The organism is Candidatus Omnitrophota bacterium (genome assembly GCA_041648975.1).
GTDB lineage: Bacteria > Omnitrophota > Gorgyraeia > 2-01-FULL-45-10 > 2-01-FULL-45-10 > JAQUSE01.
Map to the genome: position 1 here is coordinate 1 of JBAZNZ010000029.1, position 17924 is coordinate 17924.

Consider the following 17924-nt stretch of genomic DNA (forward strand, 5'->3'; position numbering starts at 1 on the left):
GTGCTGTGTCGAGTGGTTCGCTCAGGACGCGTAATTTTCAGCCATGTGAAAATTACGCTCGGTAAAATTTCTCGTACGCTGCCTCGAAATTTTAACGCCTGAGCTCACCACATCGCCACATCACATTACTCCGAGATGAAAAATTTATTTTTAAGAGAGCTGGATTAAAAAATGGAAAATGAAAAGATAATAATATTCGATACGACACTGAGGGACGGAGAGCAATCGCCCGGGGCGAGCCTCAATATGAATGAGAAGCTCGAGATAGCAAGGCAGCTTGCTGTCCTGGGCGTTGATGTCATTGAAGCGGGGTTTCCGATTTCGAGCCCGGGAGATTTTGATTCCGTCAAGACGGTCGCTAAGACTATAAAGGGCCCAGTCATCTGCGGACTTGCGAGGGCTATTGAGAAGGACATAGACGCGGCCTATAACTCGGTGAAGTATTCGACGAGGCCGAGGATACATGTCTTTCTCGCCACCTCCAAGATCCACATGAAATACAAGCTCAAAAAAGCCGAGGACGAGATACTGAGGCTTGCGGTCGCGGCCGTAAAATACGCTAAAAAGCGGTGCGCCGACATAGAGTTCTCTCCGGAAGACGCGTCGCGGACCGAAGAGGCTTTTTTGCATAAATTCGTGGAGGCTGTTGTAGACGCCGGAGCGACCACTGTGAACATTCCCGATACGGTAGGTTATACCACACCATTTGAATTTGCCGAAATAATTAAGGGCATAAAGGTGAATGTTCCTAATATCGAAAGGTGCGTCATAAGCGTCCATTGCCATAACGACCTCGGTCTGTCGGTATCAAATTCCCTGGCCGCGGTGCTCAACGGCGCGCGCCAGGTCGAATGCACGATAAACGGTCTTGGCGAACGGGCGGGCAATGCTTCCCTGGAAGAGATCGTTATGGCCATTAAGACGAGGTCCGATATCTTTAAAGGTGTATACACAGACGTAAATACGAAAGAGATCTACAAGACGAGCCGTCTTGTGTCCAAGCTCACAGGTATGAGCGTCCAGCCCAACAAGGCGATCGTGGGCGCCAACGCGTTTGCCCATGAGTCCGGTATACATCAGGACGGGGTCCTTAAAGAGCGCACAACTTACGAGATCATGAGACCCGAAGACGTCGGATATGAAGAGACGAAATTGGTTCTTGGGAAACATTCCGGGCGCCATGCGTTCGGCGAACGTTTGAAGAAACTCGGCATCGAGGTAAACAAGGAACAGCTCGAAAAGGCCTTTGAAAGGTTCAAGGTTCTGGCGGACAAGAAGAAAGAGATATTTGACGAGGACCTTGAGACGATCGCCGATGAAGAGATATCGAAGATACCCGAGGAGTTCAGTCTGGCGCATTTTCATATCGCGTCCGGCGACCGGGTAAAACCGACGGCTACGATATCATTGAAAAGACACAGCAAGATCCATGAAGCGAACTCCGGCGGCGATGGTCCTGTAGACGCCTGTTATAAGGCGATCGACAAGATCACCGGTTTGAGCGGCAAACTTATGGATTATCAGATAAGGTCTGTGACCGGCGGGAAAGACGCCCTCGGCGAAGTCTCAGTGAAGATCCTTTCAAAAGGCAGGGTCGTTTCCGGACGAGGAGCCAGCACGGACATAATCGAGGCGAGCATCAAGGCGTATATAAATGCGGCGAACAAACTGGCGCGTAAGGAAAGTCGTAAGCTGTAAGTCGTAAGTTGTAAGATTTATTTTTACCGCTTACAGCTTATAACTTACGACTATTTTATAACTATGGCTAAACTTAAATACGGCCTGATAGGTTATCCTGTCAAGCATTCCCTTTCGCCCGCCATGCATAACGCGGCATTCAATGAGCTTGGTATGGATGCCGAATACTCACTATTTGAGGTCGAGCCTAAAGAGCTCGACATTTTTTTAAAAGAGATGCCGGCTAAAAAGATATCAGGCTTGAACGTGACTATCCCGCACAAGATAGGCGCAAGGGATTATATCGAAAAAAGCGGCGTACTTGACGAAAATGCCGGGAAGTTGGGAGCGGTAAATACGATAAAGCCCGGCGATGACGGCAAGTTGCGCGGCTACAATACGGACGGTCCCGGGTTCTACCGGTCGCTGGTAGAGGACCTTAAATTTGAACCGGAGGGCAGGACCGTTTTTGTGTTGGGCGCCGGTGGCGCGGCAAGAGCTGTCGTGATGTATCTTGGGAACGGCCCAAAGAGGATTATCGTGTCGGACGTCGATAACAAGAGGGCCGAAGACCTGAAGAGCCAGTATTTAAAATATTACGATAAGAGCAGGATAGAGATAACGACTGGCGCGGATATATCCGGGGCTATTGCGGGAGCGGACCTTCTGGTGAACGCGACACCGGTCGGGATGAGAGAGGCTGATCCTTCTCCGGTAGAAAAAAGCATGCTGCGCGCAGGCATGTATGTATACGACCTTGTCTATAACCGCCCGGTAACGGAACTGGTAAAAGCTGCTCAGAGGGCAAGATGCTATGCGTCGACCGGACTGGGGATGCTTTTGTATCAGGGCGCGATAGCGTTCGAGATATGGACGGGTAGACAGGCGCCGATCGCCGTGATGCGCAAAGCGCTTAAGGCGGCGCTTAGAACGTAGTGGAGCTACTGATGGACGGTGCTATTGTGTTTGTAATAGGATTAATGGTAGGCAGTTTCCTGAATGTCTGCATCTGCAGGATGCCGAAAAAAGAGTCGATAGTGATGCCGCCGTCACACTGCACGGCGTGTAATAAAAACATATTATGGTACGACAACATACCGGTATTGAGCTACATATTACTTGGCGGGAAGTGCAGGTTTTGCAAGGCCAGGATATCTTTAAGATATGTAATAGTAGAGGTCCTGACAGCTTCGCTGTTGGTCCTGTTATTCCTTGCGTTCAGGGAAAACTTAAGTAAGTTCTTCGGATATTCTATCTTGGCCTGCGGGCTAATCATATCGACTTTCATCGACTTCGAGATAACAGAGATACCTGATGAGATATCTTTGGGAGGGCTGGCGGCAGGCTTTATATTCGCGTTCGCGTTCCCGGCGCTATTAGACGCGCCTTCCAGATTCTCGGCGCTTATCGCGTCTTTCATAGGTGCGGTTGCCGGCGGCGGGAGCATATATCTTATGGGGCTCCTGGGCAAAATAATGTTTCGCAAAGAGGCTATGGGCGGAGGAGACGTCAAGCTGATGGCGATGATAGGCGCTTTTCTTGGGTGGAAACTTGCCATCCTGACTTTTTTTATCGCGCCTGTATTCGGCGCTGCAGTAGGCATTGCCCTGAAAATAAAGGACGGACGGGAGATAATCCCTTACGGGCCGCACCTTTCGCTTGCCGCGATAGTCGCGATATTCTGGGGCGAAAAGATATTGAACTTATTCTTTAACAGACTTTATTAATATGTAGTCCCCCACCGCCTGAGTGAGATTGGAGCGGCTCGGGACGATTTGCCGGGATTAAATTACATCAAATCGGAGGATGACTATGTTACGTTACCTGACCAGCGGTGAGTCTCACGGAAGATGTATGCTTGCTATACTCGATGGAATGCCGGCGGGGCTGCAGATAGATAAGAGTGATATAGATAGAGAGCTATCCAGGCGCATGCAGGGATACGGAAGAGGAAAGAGGATGAGCATTGAATCAGATAAGGTCAAGATCCTCTCCGGGGTGCGAAAATCCGTGACGATAGGCAGCCCTATAGCGATGATGATCGAAAATGTGGACCAGTCTATCGAAAGGTTGGGTGTGGTGCTCCACCCGCGTCCCGGACATGCGGACCTGGCCGGCGTGTTGAAGTACGGCCTCAAGGATGTGCGGAGCGTCCTCGAGCGCGCCAGCGCCCGGGAGACCGTAGCCAGAGTAAGCGTCGGCGCCGTGTGCAAGGCGCTGTTGGCCGGTTTCGGGATAAAAGTAACGAGCCACGTTGTGATTATCGGCGGCGTCGAGGCTGAGACTGAGAGTCTGCCTTTTAACCGCATTGTCAAGATCTGCGAAAAGTCTCCGGTCAGATGCGCCGACATAAAAGCTTCGGGGGCAATGTGCGCGGAGATAGACAGGGCCAGGAAAAACGGCGATACTATCGGAGGGGTATTTGAGATCGTCATAAAGGGCGTCCCGCCCGGTCTAGGAAGCTATACGCAATGGGACAGGCGCATGGACGGCGTACTGGCTAAAGCCGTAATGTCCATTCAAGCTGTTAAGGGCGTAAGTTTCGGTATAGGATTTGAGGCTGCTAACAGGATGGGTTCTGCAGTCCACGATGAGATACTGCATGACAGGAGAAGAGGATTTTCCAGAAAGACCAATAAGGCCGGCGGCATAGAAGGCGGCGTAACTAACGGGGAAGATATAAGGATCCGGGCTGTTATGAAACCGATAGCGACATTAAAACGGCCTCTTGCGAGCATAAATATCCGCTCGAAAAAAGGCGTATACGCTACCGTTGAGCGCTCGGATGTATGCGCGGTCCCGGCTGCCGGAGTTGTAGGCGAAGCCGTGTCGGCTGTCGAGATAGCAAACGCATTGATCGAGAAATTCGGCGGCGATTCGATAGGCGAGATGAAGCGGAATTTCGAAGGATATCTGGAGCAGGTGAGGAGATTTTAATTAGTTGTAAGTTGTAAGTTATAAGTTTTAAGTAAAAACTTACAGCTTACGGCTTATAACTTATAACTATATGCGAAACATCGTCCTGATAGGATTCATGGGCACCGGCAAGACTACTATAGCGACCGCGCTCGCAAATAAGCTGGCAATGGATTATGTGTCTACCGACAGCCTTATTGAAAAAAGAGAAAAGAGGACTATAAACGAGATATTCAAGACTGAAGGCGAAGACCGTTTCCGTGAGATTGAAAGCGAGGTCATTCGCGATATTTCGGGTCACGACGGCCAGGTCATAGACGCCGGCGGCGGCGCGGTCGTTCGCAATGAGAACATTTCCAATCTCAAGTCGAACGGGATCTTGATATGCCTCACGGCCGATGAGGACGTGATCCTGGAGAGGACAAAAAAATACAAGCACAGGCCGTTATTGAACGTAGAAGATCCTAAACGCAAAATAAAAGATCTTCTGTCCAAGCGCGCGCCGCTTTATGCGAAAGCCGGCTTTTTCTTTGATACCGGTAAGCTGACAGTGCGGCAGGTCGTTGAGAAAATTGTAGAGATCGTTAATTCGGAAGGTCGTCCTTCCGAGGAGAAATAGAGTGGCTATCAGCAGAAAAGCAAGGATGTGGACCGGCATTACTCTGTTCCTTATACTTGTGTTCAATTACGCCGCAATAGGGATGCCGCTTATCAGGAAATCTATATCTATTAAAGAAAAATACAGGGCCATTTTAATAAAGCAGGTTAAGTCCGGAAATATGTTGAAAAATAGCGAAGACGAATACATGCTCGATATCTTCAGGCGGGAAAAGACAGGGCTCGACCGGAAACTACTAATCCTGAATTGTGTTGTAATAACTTTTGCGGTGGTCCTGGCAAGTTGGACGCTTTTCGGATTGATCCTGCGAAAGGAAAAGAGGAGGTATTGATATGTCTGAAAAAGCCGAGGTCGTGGACGGCAAGAAGAAAGCGTCCGGCAGCGTGACATTTTTCGCGTGGACGTTCATAATCGTCAATTTTATTGGGTTGATAACGTCGCCCGGCATGCACCAGAACTATTCTTTCCTGGCGAAAAATACTCTCACGTGGATGGTCCTTTACGCCGTTTTGACGAGCTTAGCCGGCATAGTTGCCGGCATATTCCTGCTCTTCCTTAAGGAATGGGCAAGAAAGACGGCTATTACGCTGGTGCTCATCGGGGTCCTTGGGATGATCGTATTCGTGCCGTTCAATCACAGGTATGCTTCTATCGCGGCGCATGAACCGAAATCGATAGCCGTTTATGAAAAACAGTATGATAAACTGCCGCCGGAGACATTGGCCAAGATACAGATGCCCAGAGAGGAATTTATCTCCAGGATGGCGACGGCGGGGGAAAAGGTAATACGCGTAATGACCGGCGTATTTGAAGTCGTAACAGCTTTGTATCTATTCCTGCTATTTTGGTTCTTTACCAAGACAAACGTAAGGAAGCAGTTCAGCTAAATGGCGATACGAAAGATCACGATTGACGATAAATTATATCCGAAGAACCTCTGGAATATCCACAAACCGCCGAAAGCGCTTTATGTAAACGGTTCGTTCGCGGAGCAGGACGAGATCGCCGTAGCGCTGGTCGGGTCAAGGAGAGCCTCGATATACGGTCTGGAGATGGGCGAGAAGCTCGGGTACGAGCTTGCGTCCCGGGGTGTTACGGTGGTCAGCGGCATGGCTAAGGGCATAGATTCAAGCGCTCATCGCGGCGCGCTGAAGGCTAAGGGCAGGACGATCGCCGTCCTCGGAAGCGGCCACGGCCATATCTATCCGCCCGAGAACGAAAAATTATATCATCAGATAGCCGGGACAGGCGCTGTAGTGACGGAGTTTGAAGACGACATGGAGCCTCTGTCGTATAATTTTCCGCAGAGGAACAGGATAATCAGCGGCCTCTCGCTTGGCGTAGTAGTAGTGGAGGCGGCCAGGAATTCAGGCGCGCTCATCACGGCGGATTTTGCCGCCGAACAGGGCAGGACCGTATTTGCGGTGCCGGGCAGGGTATCGTCGCTTACAAGTTCCGGCGCAAACGAGCTTATAAAAGACGGAGCAAGACTGGTTCAGTCGGTCGAAGATATAATGGAGGAGTTGTCTATCGCCGAGATCAGGCCTGTTTCCGAGGAGAACAAAAAAGACATCGACGAAAAGATTGACGCTAAGACGAAGGCATACATATATAATTCGCTGACCGATGACGAACGTAAGGTCTATAAGATGCTATCGAAAGAACCGGTATTTATAGACGAGATCCTTAAGGGGTCCGGCCTGGCGCCGGCAAGGGCATCAAAGGTCTTGTTGGACCTGGAAATAAAGAAGCTTATAATGCAACTCCCGGGCAAGCATTTTATCAGGAAGGAAAACTGAGTAAAGTCGTAAGCTTTAAGTTATAAGTTTTAAGTATTGAATTCATTACAACTTACGACTTATAGCTTAAAACTAAAGTAGGTCTGAGAGGGAAACAATGGCTAAGAATCTGGTGATAGTAGAATCGCCGGCAAAGGCGAAGACGATTAACAAATTCCTCGGATCGAACTACGAGGTTGCCTCGAGCATGGGCCACATAGTGGACCTGCCCAAATCAAAATTAGGCGTCGACCCGGAGAACGATTTTAAGGCGGAATATGTGGTCATGGCGGACAGGAGAAAACATCTATCGGTGCTAAAGAAGGCCGCCAAAAACAAGCAGGCGATATATCTGGCAGCCGACCCTGATAGGGAGGGCGAGGCCATAAGTTGGCACATCAGGAACGTATTGTGCGATCCGAAGAAGAAGAGCTACCGTGTATCGTTCGACGAAATAACGAAAGACGCTGTCCTTGAGGCCTTCAAGCATCCGCGCGACATAGATATGCACCTCGTCAATGCCCAGCAGGCGAGGAGGATCCTGGACAGGATAGTCGGTTACACGTTGAGTCCGCTCCTCTGGAAGAAGGTGTCGAGGGGGTTAAGCGCGGGCCGCGTTCAATCGGTCGCCGTTCGTCTGATAGTCGAGCGCGAGGAGGAGATAAAGAAGTTCAAACCGCAGGAATACTGGGACATAGAGGCTGAACTTAAGAGGAAGAAAGACGCTCCTGCGGATAAATTCAGGGCGAAGCTGGATAAATACAAGGATAAGAAGGTAGATATAAACAATAAGGTAGGGGCGGACGATATAAACGCCGTATTGAGAAAAGAGACCTTTACCGTAAGCGACATAAGACAGACTACAAAGAAGAAGAACCCTTATCCTCCGTTCACAACGAGCAAACTGCAGCAGGAGTCGTTCAATAAATTGAGGTATTCAGGCGCGAGGACGATGCATATAGCGCAGACCCTTTACGAAGGCGTTGAGATAGGCGAGGAGGGAAGTGTGGGTCTCATAACTTACATGAGGACGGATTCGGTAAGGATATCGAAAGACGCCCAGGCCGCGGCAAAGGATTACATACTGGATAAATACGGCAATAAATATTATCCGCAGGTCCCGAATGCGTATAAAGCGAGAAAGAGCGCCCAGGAGGCCCATGAAGCGATCAGGCCCGCTCTTCCCCTGCGCGAGCCTGACTCTATAAAGCACGCGCTTTCGCCCGACCAGTTCAAACTTTACCAGCTCATATGGAACCGTTTCCTGGCAAGCCAGATGGTCCCGGCGATATATGCGCAGACGAGCGTTGATATCAAGGCGGGCGAATATCTATTCAAAACGGGCGCGACTAAACCGGTCTTCGACGGCTACACGGCGGTCTACGAAGTCGAAAAAGAACAGACCGAAGGAGACGTCGGCGAAGAAAAGATGAAACTGCCGGAGCTCTCCGTAGGCCTTGCCCTCGACCTCCTGGACATAATATCGAGCCAGCATTTCACTAAACCGCCTCCGAGATATTCGGACGCGTCGCTTGTTAAGGTGCTTGAAGAGCTCGGCATAGGAAGGCCTTCCACATATGCCCCGATAATTCAGACGATAACGGCCAGGGACTATGTGCAGAGGGATTCCGGCTATTTCCGGCCGACCGAACTTGGAGGGATAGTGACAGAGCTTCTCATGCAGAGCTTCCCTAAGATACTCGACGTAAAGTTCACCGCAAAGATGGAAGACGAGCTGGACGGCATCGAGGAAGGGGAAGCGGACTGGCTGACGGTGCTGAAGAGCTTCTACTCGCCCTTCATACATTCTGTAGAGCAGGCGAAGGTCAACATGAGGGACGTGAAGAAAGAGGTGGCCGCTACTGGCGAGATATGCGAACTATGCGGCAAGCCCATGGTGATAAAGTGGGGCAGGCGCGGGAAGTTCCTCAGCTGTTCCGATTATCCCAGGTGTAAGAGTTCCAAGTCGATTACGACAGGTATCAAGTGTCCTTCGGGCTGCGGCGGTGAACTGGTCGCCCGCCGTTCGACAAGAGGTTCATTCTACGGCTGCACGAAATATCCGAAATGCACGTTTACGGCAAAGAAGCTGCCGGAGAAGGAAGGCGCCGTTTCTTGATGCAGAGGTATATAGATAAGTTCATAACATATTTAAAGGTCGAGAAGAATGCGTCGCCGCACACAGTCACAAATTATGTAATAGACCTGAAGGCGTTCGGCGTATTCCTTGGAGAGAAAGATATAGGAGGAATAGATCATATCGCATTGAGGAAGTTCCTGGCAGAGATGAGAGCGAGGAACTATTCCAAGAGGACCATAGCTCGTAAGTTGGCCTCCCTGCGGAGTTTTTTCAGGTTCCTGTACAGGGAAGGCCTTATAAAGACCAACCCGATCACAGCGATCTCCACACCGAAATTAGACAAGAAGCTGCCGGTAGTCCTTGACGTGAGCAGGATCGCCAAGCTTATTCAGAGCCCGCCGGATAACACCCTGGCCGGACTGAGGGACAGGGCTATCATGGAGACCCTCTATTCGACCGGTATGCGCGTAAGCGAACTGGTGGGCTTAGACCAGGATGATATAGATTTCATTAGCGAGGTAGTGAAGGTCCTGGGCAAAGGTTCGAAAGAGAGGCTCATCCCGATTGGGAGGCCTGCCGTGGACGCGATCAGGCGGTACATCGACGGCCTGTCCGGATCATGTGTGAAGGATAAGGACGCGGTATTCCTTAATAATTCGGGCAGGCGTCTTACAGACAGGAGTGTCAGGCGCGTCATAGACAAGTATATACGCCTTTCGAGCATTGCCGAGCACATTTCCCCGCATTCTATGCGCCATTCTTTCGCGACGCACCTCCTGGACCGCGGGGCGGACTTAAGGAGCGTTCAGGAGCTGCTCGGCCACATGAATCTTTCGACGACGCAGATATATACGCACGTCACGATGGAACGGCTGAAGTCTGTTTACGACAAAGCCCATCCGAGGGCCTGAAATTTTTCGCTTTTCAGTCCGGCGTGGAACTTATGGGCAGTTGCCTTAAGCTTCGCCGCGAATCGGCATTGGGCATGCCGATTCGCTGTGGTGAAATTTCGATGGCCTCGGCATCTGGTAGATAGACGGATTGAATTAACTTAGCCTCGTAACCCGGACTGAAGGCATGCTGTTGACAGGTTTACTCGGCCTTGTTTCCCGCCTTCGGCGGGAAGATCGCCATAAGGTATCGAAATTTTACGACATTCGCTTCGGCAACCGCCCGCAAGTTCCCTGCCCGCCTGAAGCAGTCTCTCGCTGGCAGGCAGGCGGGCGCCACCCGAAGAGCGAAAAATTTTACTGCTTAACCAGTGTGAATGAAGGAAATTTTTTGGATAATGTAATAGTGCATGGCCACGAGGCCATGTGGGTTGAGCCGTAAATTTTGCTAAGATTATAGCTATTACCCAAAGCATATTGAAGCAGGGTATCCATAAGAACTGAATACAACGTGTTAGTTAATGAGAAATAATTATTCTTGAAAGCAAAATTAGGCGAAGCCCACGGCCGAGATGGCCATGTATAGGGAAAGCCGAAAAAATTACTGAGTGAGATATGTTATACGATATAGGTTTTTTTATATTTTCGCTCTTCTATCTGCCGACTCTTTTATTCAAAGGGAAGCTGCACGGTGATTTTGCCGAGAGGTTCGGGATTTACGGCGTTGAGAAGAAAAAGGCGCTTGAAGCGGCAAAAGACGCTATTTGGATCCAGGCAGTATCGGTCGGCGAGGTGGCCGTATGCAGGAAGCTCATCCCGTCATTGCGGCAGCGGTTTCCGGACAGGACGATAATTTTATCGACCATAACAAAGACAGGGAACGGACTGGCGCGGAAACTTTTTTCTCCGGACGCCGTGGTAATATATTTTCCGCTCGACTTTTCATCCGTTGTGAAGAAGTCCGTGGCTATCATCAGGCCTAAGACATACATAATGGTGGAGACTGAGATCTGGCCCAATGTCCTGCGGGAGATGCGCTTTAATTCCATCCCCGCGATCCTGATAAACGGCAGGATATCGGACAGGTCTTTCGGCAAATATAAGCTGGTAAAACCGTTCTTAAAGAACGTCCTGTCGAAAATAAGCCTTTTTTGTATGCAGTCAGCGACTGACGCCGGCAGAGTGGTTGAGCTCGGTGCGCCTGAGGAGAGAGTGTCAGTTACGGGCAATATGAAATTCGATATAGCTTTATCGTCGGACACGGAGGCAGTCCGGAGGCTGAAGGAAGATATCGGTTTTCAGGAAGGTGACGAGCTTATTGTGGCGGGAAGCACGCATAGAGGCGAAGAAGAGATGGTTGTTTCGGCATTCAAGGAGCTGGCCGTGGGATCTCCAAAGCTGAGGCTTCTTATTGCCCCGCGTCATATAGAAAGAAGCGCTGAGGTAGAGTCGGTTGTAAGGACGGCGGGCTTTCAGGCAGTCAAGATGTCCTCTCGGCGCGGCCATCCGCCAGCCGGCAACGAAAATCCGGTATTTATACTGGATACCATAGGGTTGCTTAATAGCGCCTATTCGCTGGCAGCGGTAGTTTTCATAGGCGGAAGCCTCGTTAAACACGGCGGCCAGAACCCCATAGAACCGGCAGTGTCAGGGAAGCCGGTTGTTTTCGGGCCTCACATGTTCAACTTTAAGGATATGACCGCCGCGTTATTGAAAGATGGCGGCGCCGTACAGGTGCAGGATGCAGTTGGCCTCACAGCGGCTTTGCGGGATATTTTAAAAGATGAGAATAAACGCGCGGCGCTCGGTAACAATGCCAAAGAGGTCATTAAGCGCAATTGCGGCGCGACGGAAAAGAATCTGGAAATATTAGAAAAAGTTGTAAGTTATAAGTTGTAAGTTATATGCTTGTAAAAATAGCTAACGATTTTTTACTTATAACTTAAAACTTACAACTTAAGACTGACATTATGACGACATTCATCTATTCGCTCATGACTGACAGAAAGAAAGGGATAATATTCCTCCCTTTTAAACTTGTCCTATATCTATCATCTCTCGTATATTGGATCGTGATAATATGCAGAAGCCTTTTTTACCGTTTTGGCATATTCAAATCGAACAAGGTGCCGATAAAGATTATCAGCGTCGGGAATCTTACGCTCGGAGGCACGGGAAAGACCCCATTCGTGATCAGTCTCTCGAGGATATTGAACAACGAGTTGAAGAGTCAGGTGGGTGTGCTTATCCGCGGTTACGGGTGGGACGAGCAGGCGATGCTGAAGAAGAACCTTGCCGACATCCCGATACTTGTAGGCGAGGACAGGGTAAAACAGGCCCACAGGGCGATAAAACTTTATGGCAGCGATACGGCAATCCTGGACGATGGTTTTCAATATTGGGAATTGCAGCGCGATCTCGACATCGTGCTGGTCGATTCCCGTAACCCGTTCGGAAACGGCCACCTCTTTCCGCGCGGAATACTGCGGGAAACAAAAGCGGCATTGAAAAGGGCGGACATAGTGGTATTTACTAAGACCGATAAGAAGACGCATGAACCCGAAGAGATGAAGAGAACGATCCGCGGCATTAATAGCGAAGTTATCTTTCTGGAGGCGGTGCACAGGCCGAAGCATCTTTACGATGTCAAAGGCAGAAAAGAGGCAGGGCTCTCTTTTCTGGAAGGCAAGAGGGTGATATTGATTTCGAGCATAGGGGACCCTGGGTATTTCGAAGATACTGCCAGAGGCCTCGGGGCTGATATTGCAGAGCATATAGCATTCGGAGACCACCATGATTATACGATCTACGACATGGAACGGATCATGAAGCGCTGCGACGAGAGGGCGTTCGACTTGATACTGACCACCGAAAAGGACACGGTTAAGATAAGCAGGATGTCCCTCTCTTTCGGCAAATATCCCCTTATGGTATTGTGCGTAGAAATGGATATAACGGACGGCAAGGAGGCATTAGTTGCTAGATTACATAGCCTATATAGTAGTTAGAGGGCTTAATATAATCATGGGTGTCATCCCGGTCAGCTTTTCGCTCTGGATCGGCAGGCGGTTCGGCACGATAGCTTTCATCTTTAACAAAAAGCGGCGCGTAGTAGCGTATGCCAACCTCAAAGCGGCATTCTGCAATGAAAAGTCTCCCGCGGAATTAAGGGCCCTTACCAAGAGGGTGTACCAGAATATGGTACAGACCTTCATGGAGGTGCTCAATCTAACGAAGATAAACCGTAAATACGTCGATAAGTACGTCGAAGTCGTGAATATGGATCGCATCAGGAACGCCTCCAAGTCGGGCAGGGGCACGATACTCTTGACCGCTCATTTCGGGAATTGGGAGCTGTCGAGCCTTGTAAGTTCCGTCGAAGGTTTCCCGATAATGGTGCTGGTCAGGGAGCAGAAGATGAAGCGCTTGAACGAGCTCCTGAACGCCTTAAGGGAATCGAACGGCTGCAAGGTCATCAGGAAAGGTATGAATACGAAAAATCTGCTGCGGGCGCTTTACGGGAATAACATCGTCGGGATATTATCCGACCAGGACGCAGGTCGGAACGGGATGTTCATAGATTTTTTCGGCAGGCCCACATCGTGCCACTCCGGGCCCATGGAGATAGCCAAACATACAGATTCGCTGATACTGCCGAATTTTATCGTCAGGACGAAAGGACCGTACCACAAACTTTTTCTCGAGGAGTATATAGATTTCAGGAATACGCATACAGAGGACGATATCAGACATAATCTGCAGAAGTTTGCCGCTCTCCTCGAGTCCTATATCAGGAAATATCCGGACCAGTGGCTATGGCTCCACAAGAGATGGAAATCGACGCCAACAAGGACCGTCCTCGTCTTGAGCGACGGCAAGGCCGGCCATCTTAATCAGTCGCTCGCCGTGGCCGAAGAGATCCGGAAGGCGCGTGTCACGCAGGGATATAAGATGGATGACACCAGGATCGTCATCGTCGATGTAAAATTCAAAAATAAGTTCATGCGCCAGGTTCTATCGGCCTGCGCGGCTTTCGCGACTTGGCGCTGCCACGGATGTATGAGGTGCATGAAGCTCTGCCTGGAAAATGACTGTTATGAGACCCTGATGAAGACCTATTCGGAATTTGTCGTATCATGCGGTTCGAGTCTGGCGGGCGTCAACATATTCATGTCGAAAGAGAATAACGCCAAGAATATAGTGGTGATGAAGCCCGGCATGTTCATGGGGTGGAGGAAATTCAGGCTTGCCGTCGTGCCGAAACACGATCGCCCGCCTTCAAGGCCGAATGTTGTATCTACGACGATGGCGCCCAATATGGTAGATGAAGCGGCTTTGTGCGCGAACGGCGAAAAGTTAAAACTGAGGATAGGCGAGGTGAAAAACGGCGCGGTCAGTCTCTTTATAGGGGGCGACAACCCGGAGTTCCGCCTGACAAAAGAAGTCGCCGGGTCCGTGGCCGGAAAGATCCGCGATTTTTGCGGCAGAAACGGCGCGGCGATCCTGACTACTACTTCACGAAGGACATCGCCTGAGGTGGAAGGCGCCCTTAAAGAGGCATTGAAAAATGATCCGAATAACAGGCTTCTTGTTATAGCGAACGAAACGAATATTGAAGGCGCTGTCAGCGGTATGCTCAACCTGAGCAAGATAGCGGTCGTATCCGAAGAATCTATCTCTATGGTCTCTGAGGCCGTGGCTTCAGGAAAGAAAGTCGTCGTATTCAAATTGGAAAAGAATACAGATGCCTTGACCAAACATGAATCAGCGCTGAGTATCCTGGAGCAGGAAGGGTATATAACTATCGCCAGCCCGGATGAACTAGGGCTTGCGCTTGACAAGGCATGGAACGATACGCGGCCCGCAAAGCCTTTAAGGGACCGGGAGAAGATATTTGCGGCGGTGAGGAAACTTATATAGTTGTAAGCTGTAAGTCGTAAGTTATAAGTTTTACACTTACAATTTTTTACTTACAACTTACAGCTTATGACTTATAACTAACTATGAACATACTACAAATACTACCATCATTAGACGTAGGGGGAGTTGAGACCGGGACTGTGGACGTCGCGCGCTATCTCGTAGCGAACGGCCATAAAGCTATAACGGTCTCGGCCGGCGGCAGGCTGGTCAGGGAGCTCGACAGGATAAACGCGCGCCATTACAACCTTCCTGTAGGCAGAAAGAACCCGTTGACCATGTTCACTATGGTCAAAGACCTGAAAGAGATTATCAGGAAAGAGGATATCGATATAGTCCATGCCCGTTCGCGCGTCCCCGCATTGATAGCGTATTTTGCGTGCAAGAGCGCGAATAAGGCATTTATAACAACGGCGCACGGTTATTATAAGAAACACATCTTAAGCGAAGCGATGGGGTGGGGAAAATTCGTAATTGTCGCCTCGAATATCATGGCAAAACATATGATACACGATTTCGGCGTGCCTTATGACAGGATACGCCTGATACCGCGCGGCGTGGAGTTATCGAGGTTTAAGTTCAAGGGGCCGAAAACGGCGTCAGATCTCTTTACCATAGGTATGGTTTCGCGGATAACGCCGTTAAAGGGCCATGCCGATTTTATACGGGCTGTATCGATATTGAATAGACAGATACCGTCCCTTAAGGCGGTCATAGTCGGAAGCGCCTCTAAGGAAAAATATAAGGAAGACCTGGAGCTCCTGGTCAGGCGTTTAGGTCTTTCCGGGACGATAGAGTTCCTGCCGGCGACGCAGGATGTGCCGTCTGTGATGGCGGGCTTAGACGTCCTGGTTTCGGCTACGATAACGCCCGAGGCATTCGGAAGGGTCATAATTGAAGCCCAGGCTTCAGGCGTCCCGGTAGTGTCGACTAAAGTCGGGGGAGTGGTGGATATCGTGGAGGACGAAAAGAACGGCCTTCTATGCGCCGCGCAAAACCCGAAAGAGATGGCCGGCAAGATACTGAGACTTTATCAGTCCCGTGAGTTGGGCGTGAGGCTTGCGGCTGAAGGCAAGAAGAGCGTCGAGGAAAAATTCGACCTTAATACCATGGCCGAGAAGACGCTTGCCGTTTATGATGAAGCGCTTCAGACGGCCAATATACTGGTAATAAAGATAAGCGCTATCGGCGACGTCATATTGAGCGTGCCGTCGTTAAGGGCAATACGGTCGAGATTCCCGAAGGCCAATATCAAGGTCCTCGTCGGCGTCAAGTCCAGGGAGGCCCTGGATAACTGCCCCTACATAAATGACCTGATAGTATGCGATCTTGACGGTAAACATAAGGGCATCCGCGGGATATTGAAGCTGGGCAGGGAGCTGCGGGGCGGTTGTTTCGATGTCGTTATTGACCTGCAGAACAACAGGTCGAGCCATATGCTTGCGTTTTTAAGCCTCGCGTGCAACAGGTACGGCTATGACAATGGAAAATGGTCTTTCCTCCTGAACAGGACTATTAAGGACGACGCGCCGTATCTGGATCCGATAGAGCACCAGTTCAGGACGCTGAAATTGGCGGGCGTGAAACCGCAGGACAGGAACCTTGAGCTTTGGCCTTCGGAATCGGATGAAAAGAGCGTAGAGAAGCTGCTCTCCGACAACTGGGTGAAACCCGAACAGGCCCTGGTAGGCATAAACGTAAGGGCATCGGGCCGCTGGTCGACAAAAAATTGGCCCGTTCAGAATATAGCGGAACTCTGCGACCGCCTGGCAAAGATGTCCAACATAAGGGTGGTGTTGACCGGCGCAAAGGCAGACATTGACTTTGCTAACCATATTGCCAGGCTAACCAAATCGAAACCTGTTATAGCGGCGGGAAAAACGAGCATATCCGAACTGGCAAGCCTGATGAAGCGTTTTAAAGTATATCTTACGCCTGATTCGGCGCCGATGCATATAGTGTCCGGCGCCAATATACCTTTTATAGCGTTATTCGGCCCGACGGATCCGTCGAGGCATCTGGTGAAGGCGAGAGATTGCATGGTCATATGCAAAAGCGGCGAATTGAAGTGCAGCCCTTGCTATAGTCCGAATTGCTCAAAAAAGGTGACGTGTATGAAGAAGATAACGGTAGATGAGGTATTTGAGGTAATGAAGAGGTTCCTGTGAACCCCGCCCTTTCTATGAATAGTAATGGTGATAGAAAAAAGGGCGGGGTGAAGGTTCTCCACGTCTCTACTCATATGAATATAGGCGGGATAGGGAATTACATCCTGTCCCTTTCAAGAGCCACCAAGGCAAGAGGAATCGACGTAGCTGTGGCGTCGAGCGGCGGCGACCTTGTTGTCGAGCTTGAGAAGAGCGGGATACGGCATTACGGGATAGATATAAGGACGAAGTCGGAGTTGAGCCCGAAAGTGGTGAAGTCTGTGTTTGCGCTTGCGAAGCTCATCGAGAAAGAAGGCGTCGATATAGTCCACGCGCACACGCGAGTCTCGCAGGTTGCGGTCTTCTTCGCTTCCCGTATGTCCGGAGTTCCATACATCAGCACGTGTCATGGGTTTTTTAAGACGCGGTTCAGGAAGATATTCGATACCTGGGGCGCGAGAGCGATAGCTATAAGCGACGCCGTTGCAGATCACTTGAGAGACGACCAGGGCGTAAGCGCGGAACGCGTAGAGGTCATCTACAGCGGGATCGATGCAGCCCGGTTCGCGAGAGAATATTCTGCCGATGAGATCAGCGGGATCAAGAGGTCGCTTGGTTTACGACCGGGACCTGTGGTCGGATCGATAGGACGCCTGTCGCCGGTCAAGGGGCAGAGGTTCCTCATCGAGGCCATGCGCGGGATAGTCTCGGAAATAGGCGATGCGCAGGCGCTCATAGTCGGCAACGGGCCGGATGAAAACTCATTAAAAGAACTTGCCCGGTCGCTCGGGCTGGAAAATTCGATCTGTTTTACGGACGCGGGTCTCGATACGGACAAGTACCTGTCGGCTATGGATATTTTTGTTTTCCCGTCGGTAAAAGAGGGGTTGGGTATAG

General features: G+C 50.3%; 15 protein-coding genes. All 15 read left to right on the forward strand.

The window, feature by feature from the left end; genetic code table 11:
• Positions 1-171 precede the first annotated feature (171 nt).
• Entirely contained in the window at positions 172-1698 is a 1527-nt protein-coding gene (locus WC592_08395) for a 2-isopropylmalate synthase (protein ID MFA4982466.1), read from the forward strand.
• Positions 1699-1761: 63 nt separating this feature from the next.
• Positions 1762-2613, forward strand: a complete 852-nt coding sequence (aroE, locus tag WC592_08400; protein ID MFA4982467.1) for a shikimate dehydrogenase — start codon at positions 1762-1764, stop codon at positions 2611-2613.
• A gap of 11 nt (positions 2614-2624) precedes the next feature.
• The gene (locus WC592_08405; protein ID MFA4982468.1) at positions 2625-3404 is read left to right on the forward strand and encodes a prepilin peptidase; all 780 of its coding nucleotides are present in this window, start codon (positions 2625-2627) and stop codon (positions 3402-3404) included.
• An 85-nt stretch (positions 3405-3489) separates the two neighbouring features.
• Entirely contained in the window at positions 3490-4614 is a 1125-nt protein-coding gene (gene aroC / locus WC592_08410) for a chorismate synthase (protein ID MFA4982469.1), read from the forward strand.
• A gap of 70 nt (positions 4615-4684) precedes the next feature.
• Positions 4685-5212 (forward strand): shikimate kinase, encoded by a 528-nt coding sequence (locus tag WC592_08415; GenBank protein ID MFA4982470.1) that lies wholly within the window; start codon positions 4685-4687, stop codon positions 5210-5212.
• A 1-nt stretch (position 5213) separates the two neighbouring features.
• Positions 5214-5543, forward strand: coding sequence for a hypothetical protein (locus WC592_08420; protein MFA4982471.1), 330 nt, complete (start codon positions 5214-5216; stop codon positions 5541-5543).
• A gap of 1 nt (position 5544) precedes the next feature.
• Complete coding sequence (locus WC592_08425; protein ID MFA4982472.1) at positions 5545-6099, forward strand: hypothetical protein; 555 nt, start codon at positions 5545-5547, stop codon at positions 6097-6099.
• Entirely contained in the window at positions 6100-7011 is a 912-nt protein-coding gene (gene dprA, locus WC592_08430) for a DNA-processing protein DprA (GenBank protein ID MFA4982473.1), read from the forward strand.
• Positions 7012-7108: 97 nt separating this feature from the next.
• Entirely contained in the window at positions 7109-9109 is a 2001-nt protein-coding gene (gene topA, locus WC592_08435; protein MFA4982474.1) for a type I DNA topoisomerase, read from the forward strand.
• Complete coding sequence (xerC, locus tag WC592_08440; GenBank protein ID MFA4982475.1) at positions 9058-9981, forward strand: tyrosine recombinase XerC; 924 nt, start codon at positions 9058-9060, stop codon at positions 9979-9981. Before topA ends, xerC begins: the two co-directional genes overlap by 52 nt.
• Positions 9982-10575: 594 nt before the next feature.
• Positions 10576-11859, forward strand: coding sequence for a 3-deoxy-D-manno-octulosonic acid transferase (locus tag WC592_08445; GenBank protein ID MFA4982476.1), 1284 nt, complete (start codon positions 10576-10578; stop codon positions 11857-11859).
• Between the two features lie 71 nt (positions 11860-11930).
• A complete protein-coding gene (gene lpxK / locus WC592_08450; protein MFA4982477.1) occupies positions 11931-12968 on the forward strand; it encodes a tetraacyldisaccharide 4'-kinase in 1038 nt (345 codons plus the stop codon).
• Positions 12937-14880: an ELM1/GtrOC1 family putative glycosyltransferase gene (locus tag WC592_08455; protein MFA4982478.1), complete on the forward strand. Its 1944-nt coding sequence runs from the start codon at positions 12937-12939 to the stop codon at positions 14878-14880. The genes lpxK and WC592_08455 overlap by 32 nt, the downstream gene beginning before the upstream one ends.
• A gap of 83 nt (positions 14881-14963) precedes the next feature.
• Entirely contained in the window at positions 14964-17048 is a 2085-nt protein-coding gene (locus WC592_08460) for a glycosyltransferase (protein ID MFA4982479.1), read from the forward strand.
• On the forward strand, positions 17045-17924 hold an 880-nt coding region (locus tag WC592_08465), incomplete at its 3' end, for a glycosyltransferase (GenBank protein MFA4982480.1). The genes WC592_08460 and WC592_08465, both read left to right, overlap by 4 nt.

What these genes read in the sequence shown, in the direction of transcription:
- WC592_08395 (MFA4982466.1), top strand. Translation starts at nt 172, where the DNA reads ATGGAAAATGAAAAGATAATAATATTCGATACGACACTGAGGGACGGA.
- aroE (MFA4982467.1), top strand. Translation starts at nt 1,762, where the DNA reads ATGGCTAAACTTAAATACGGCCTGATAGGTTATCCTGTCAAGCATTCC.
- WC592_08405 (MFA4982468.1), top strand. Translation starts at nt 2,625, where the DNA reads ATGGACGGTGCTATTGTGTTTGTAATAGGATTAATGGTAGGCAGTTTC.
- aroC (MFA4982469.1), top strand. Translation starts at nt 3,490, where the DNA reads ATGTTACGTTACCTGACCAGCGGTGAGTCTCACGGAAGATGTATGCTT.
- WC592_08415 (MFA4982470.1), top strand. Translation starts at nt 4,685, where the DNA reads ATGCGAAACATCGTCCTGATAGGATTCATGGGCACCGGCAAGACTACT.
- WC592_08425 (MFA4982472.1), top strand. Translation starts at nt 5,545, where the DNA reads ATGTCTGAAAAAGCCGAGGTCGTGGACGGCAAGAAGAAAGCGTCCGGC.
- dprA (MFA4982473.1), top strand. Translation starts at nt 6,100, where the DNA reads ATGGCGATACGAAAGATCACGATTGACGATAAATTATATCCGAAGAAC.
- topA (MFA4982474.1), top strand. Translation starts at nt 7,109, where the DNA reads ATGGCTAAGAATCTGGTGATAGTAGAATCGCCGGCAAAGGCGAAGACG.
- xerC (MFA4982475.1), top strand. Translation starts at nt 9,058, where the DNA reads ATGCACGTTTACGGCAAAGAAGCTGCCGGAGAAGGAAGGCGCCGTTTC.
- WC592_08445 (MFA4982476.1), top strand. Translation starts at nt 10,576, where the DNA reads ATGTTATACGATATAGGTTTTTTTATATTTTCGCTCTTCTATCTGCCG.
- lpxK (MFA4982477.1), top strand. Translation starts at nt 11,931, where the DNA reads ATGACGACATTCATCTATTCGCTCATGACTGACAGAAAGAAAGGGATA.
- WC592_08460 (MFA4982479.1), top strand. Translation starts at nt 14,964, where the DNA reads ATGAACATACTACAAATACTACCATCATTAGACGTAGGGGGAGTTGAG.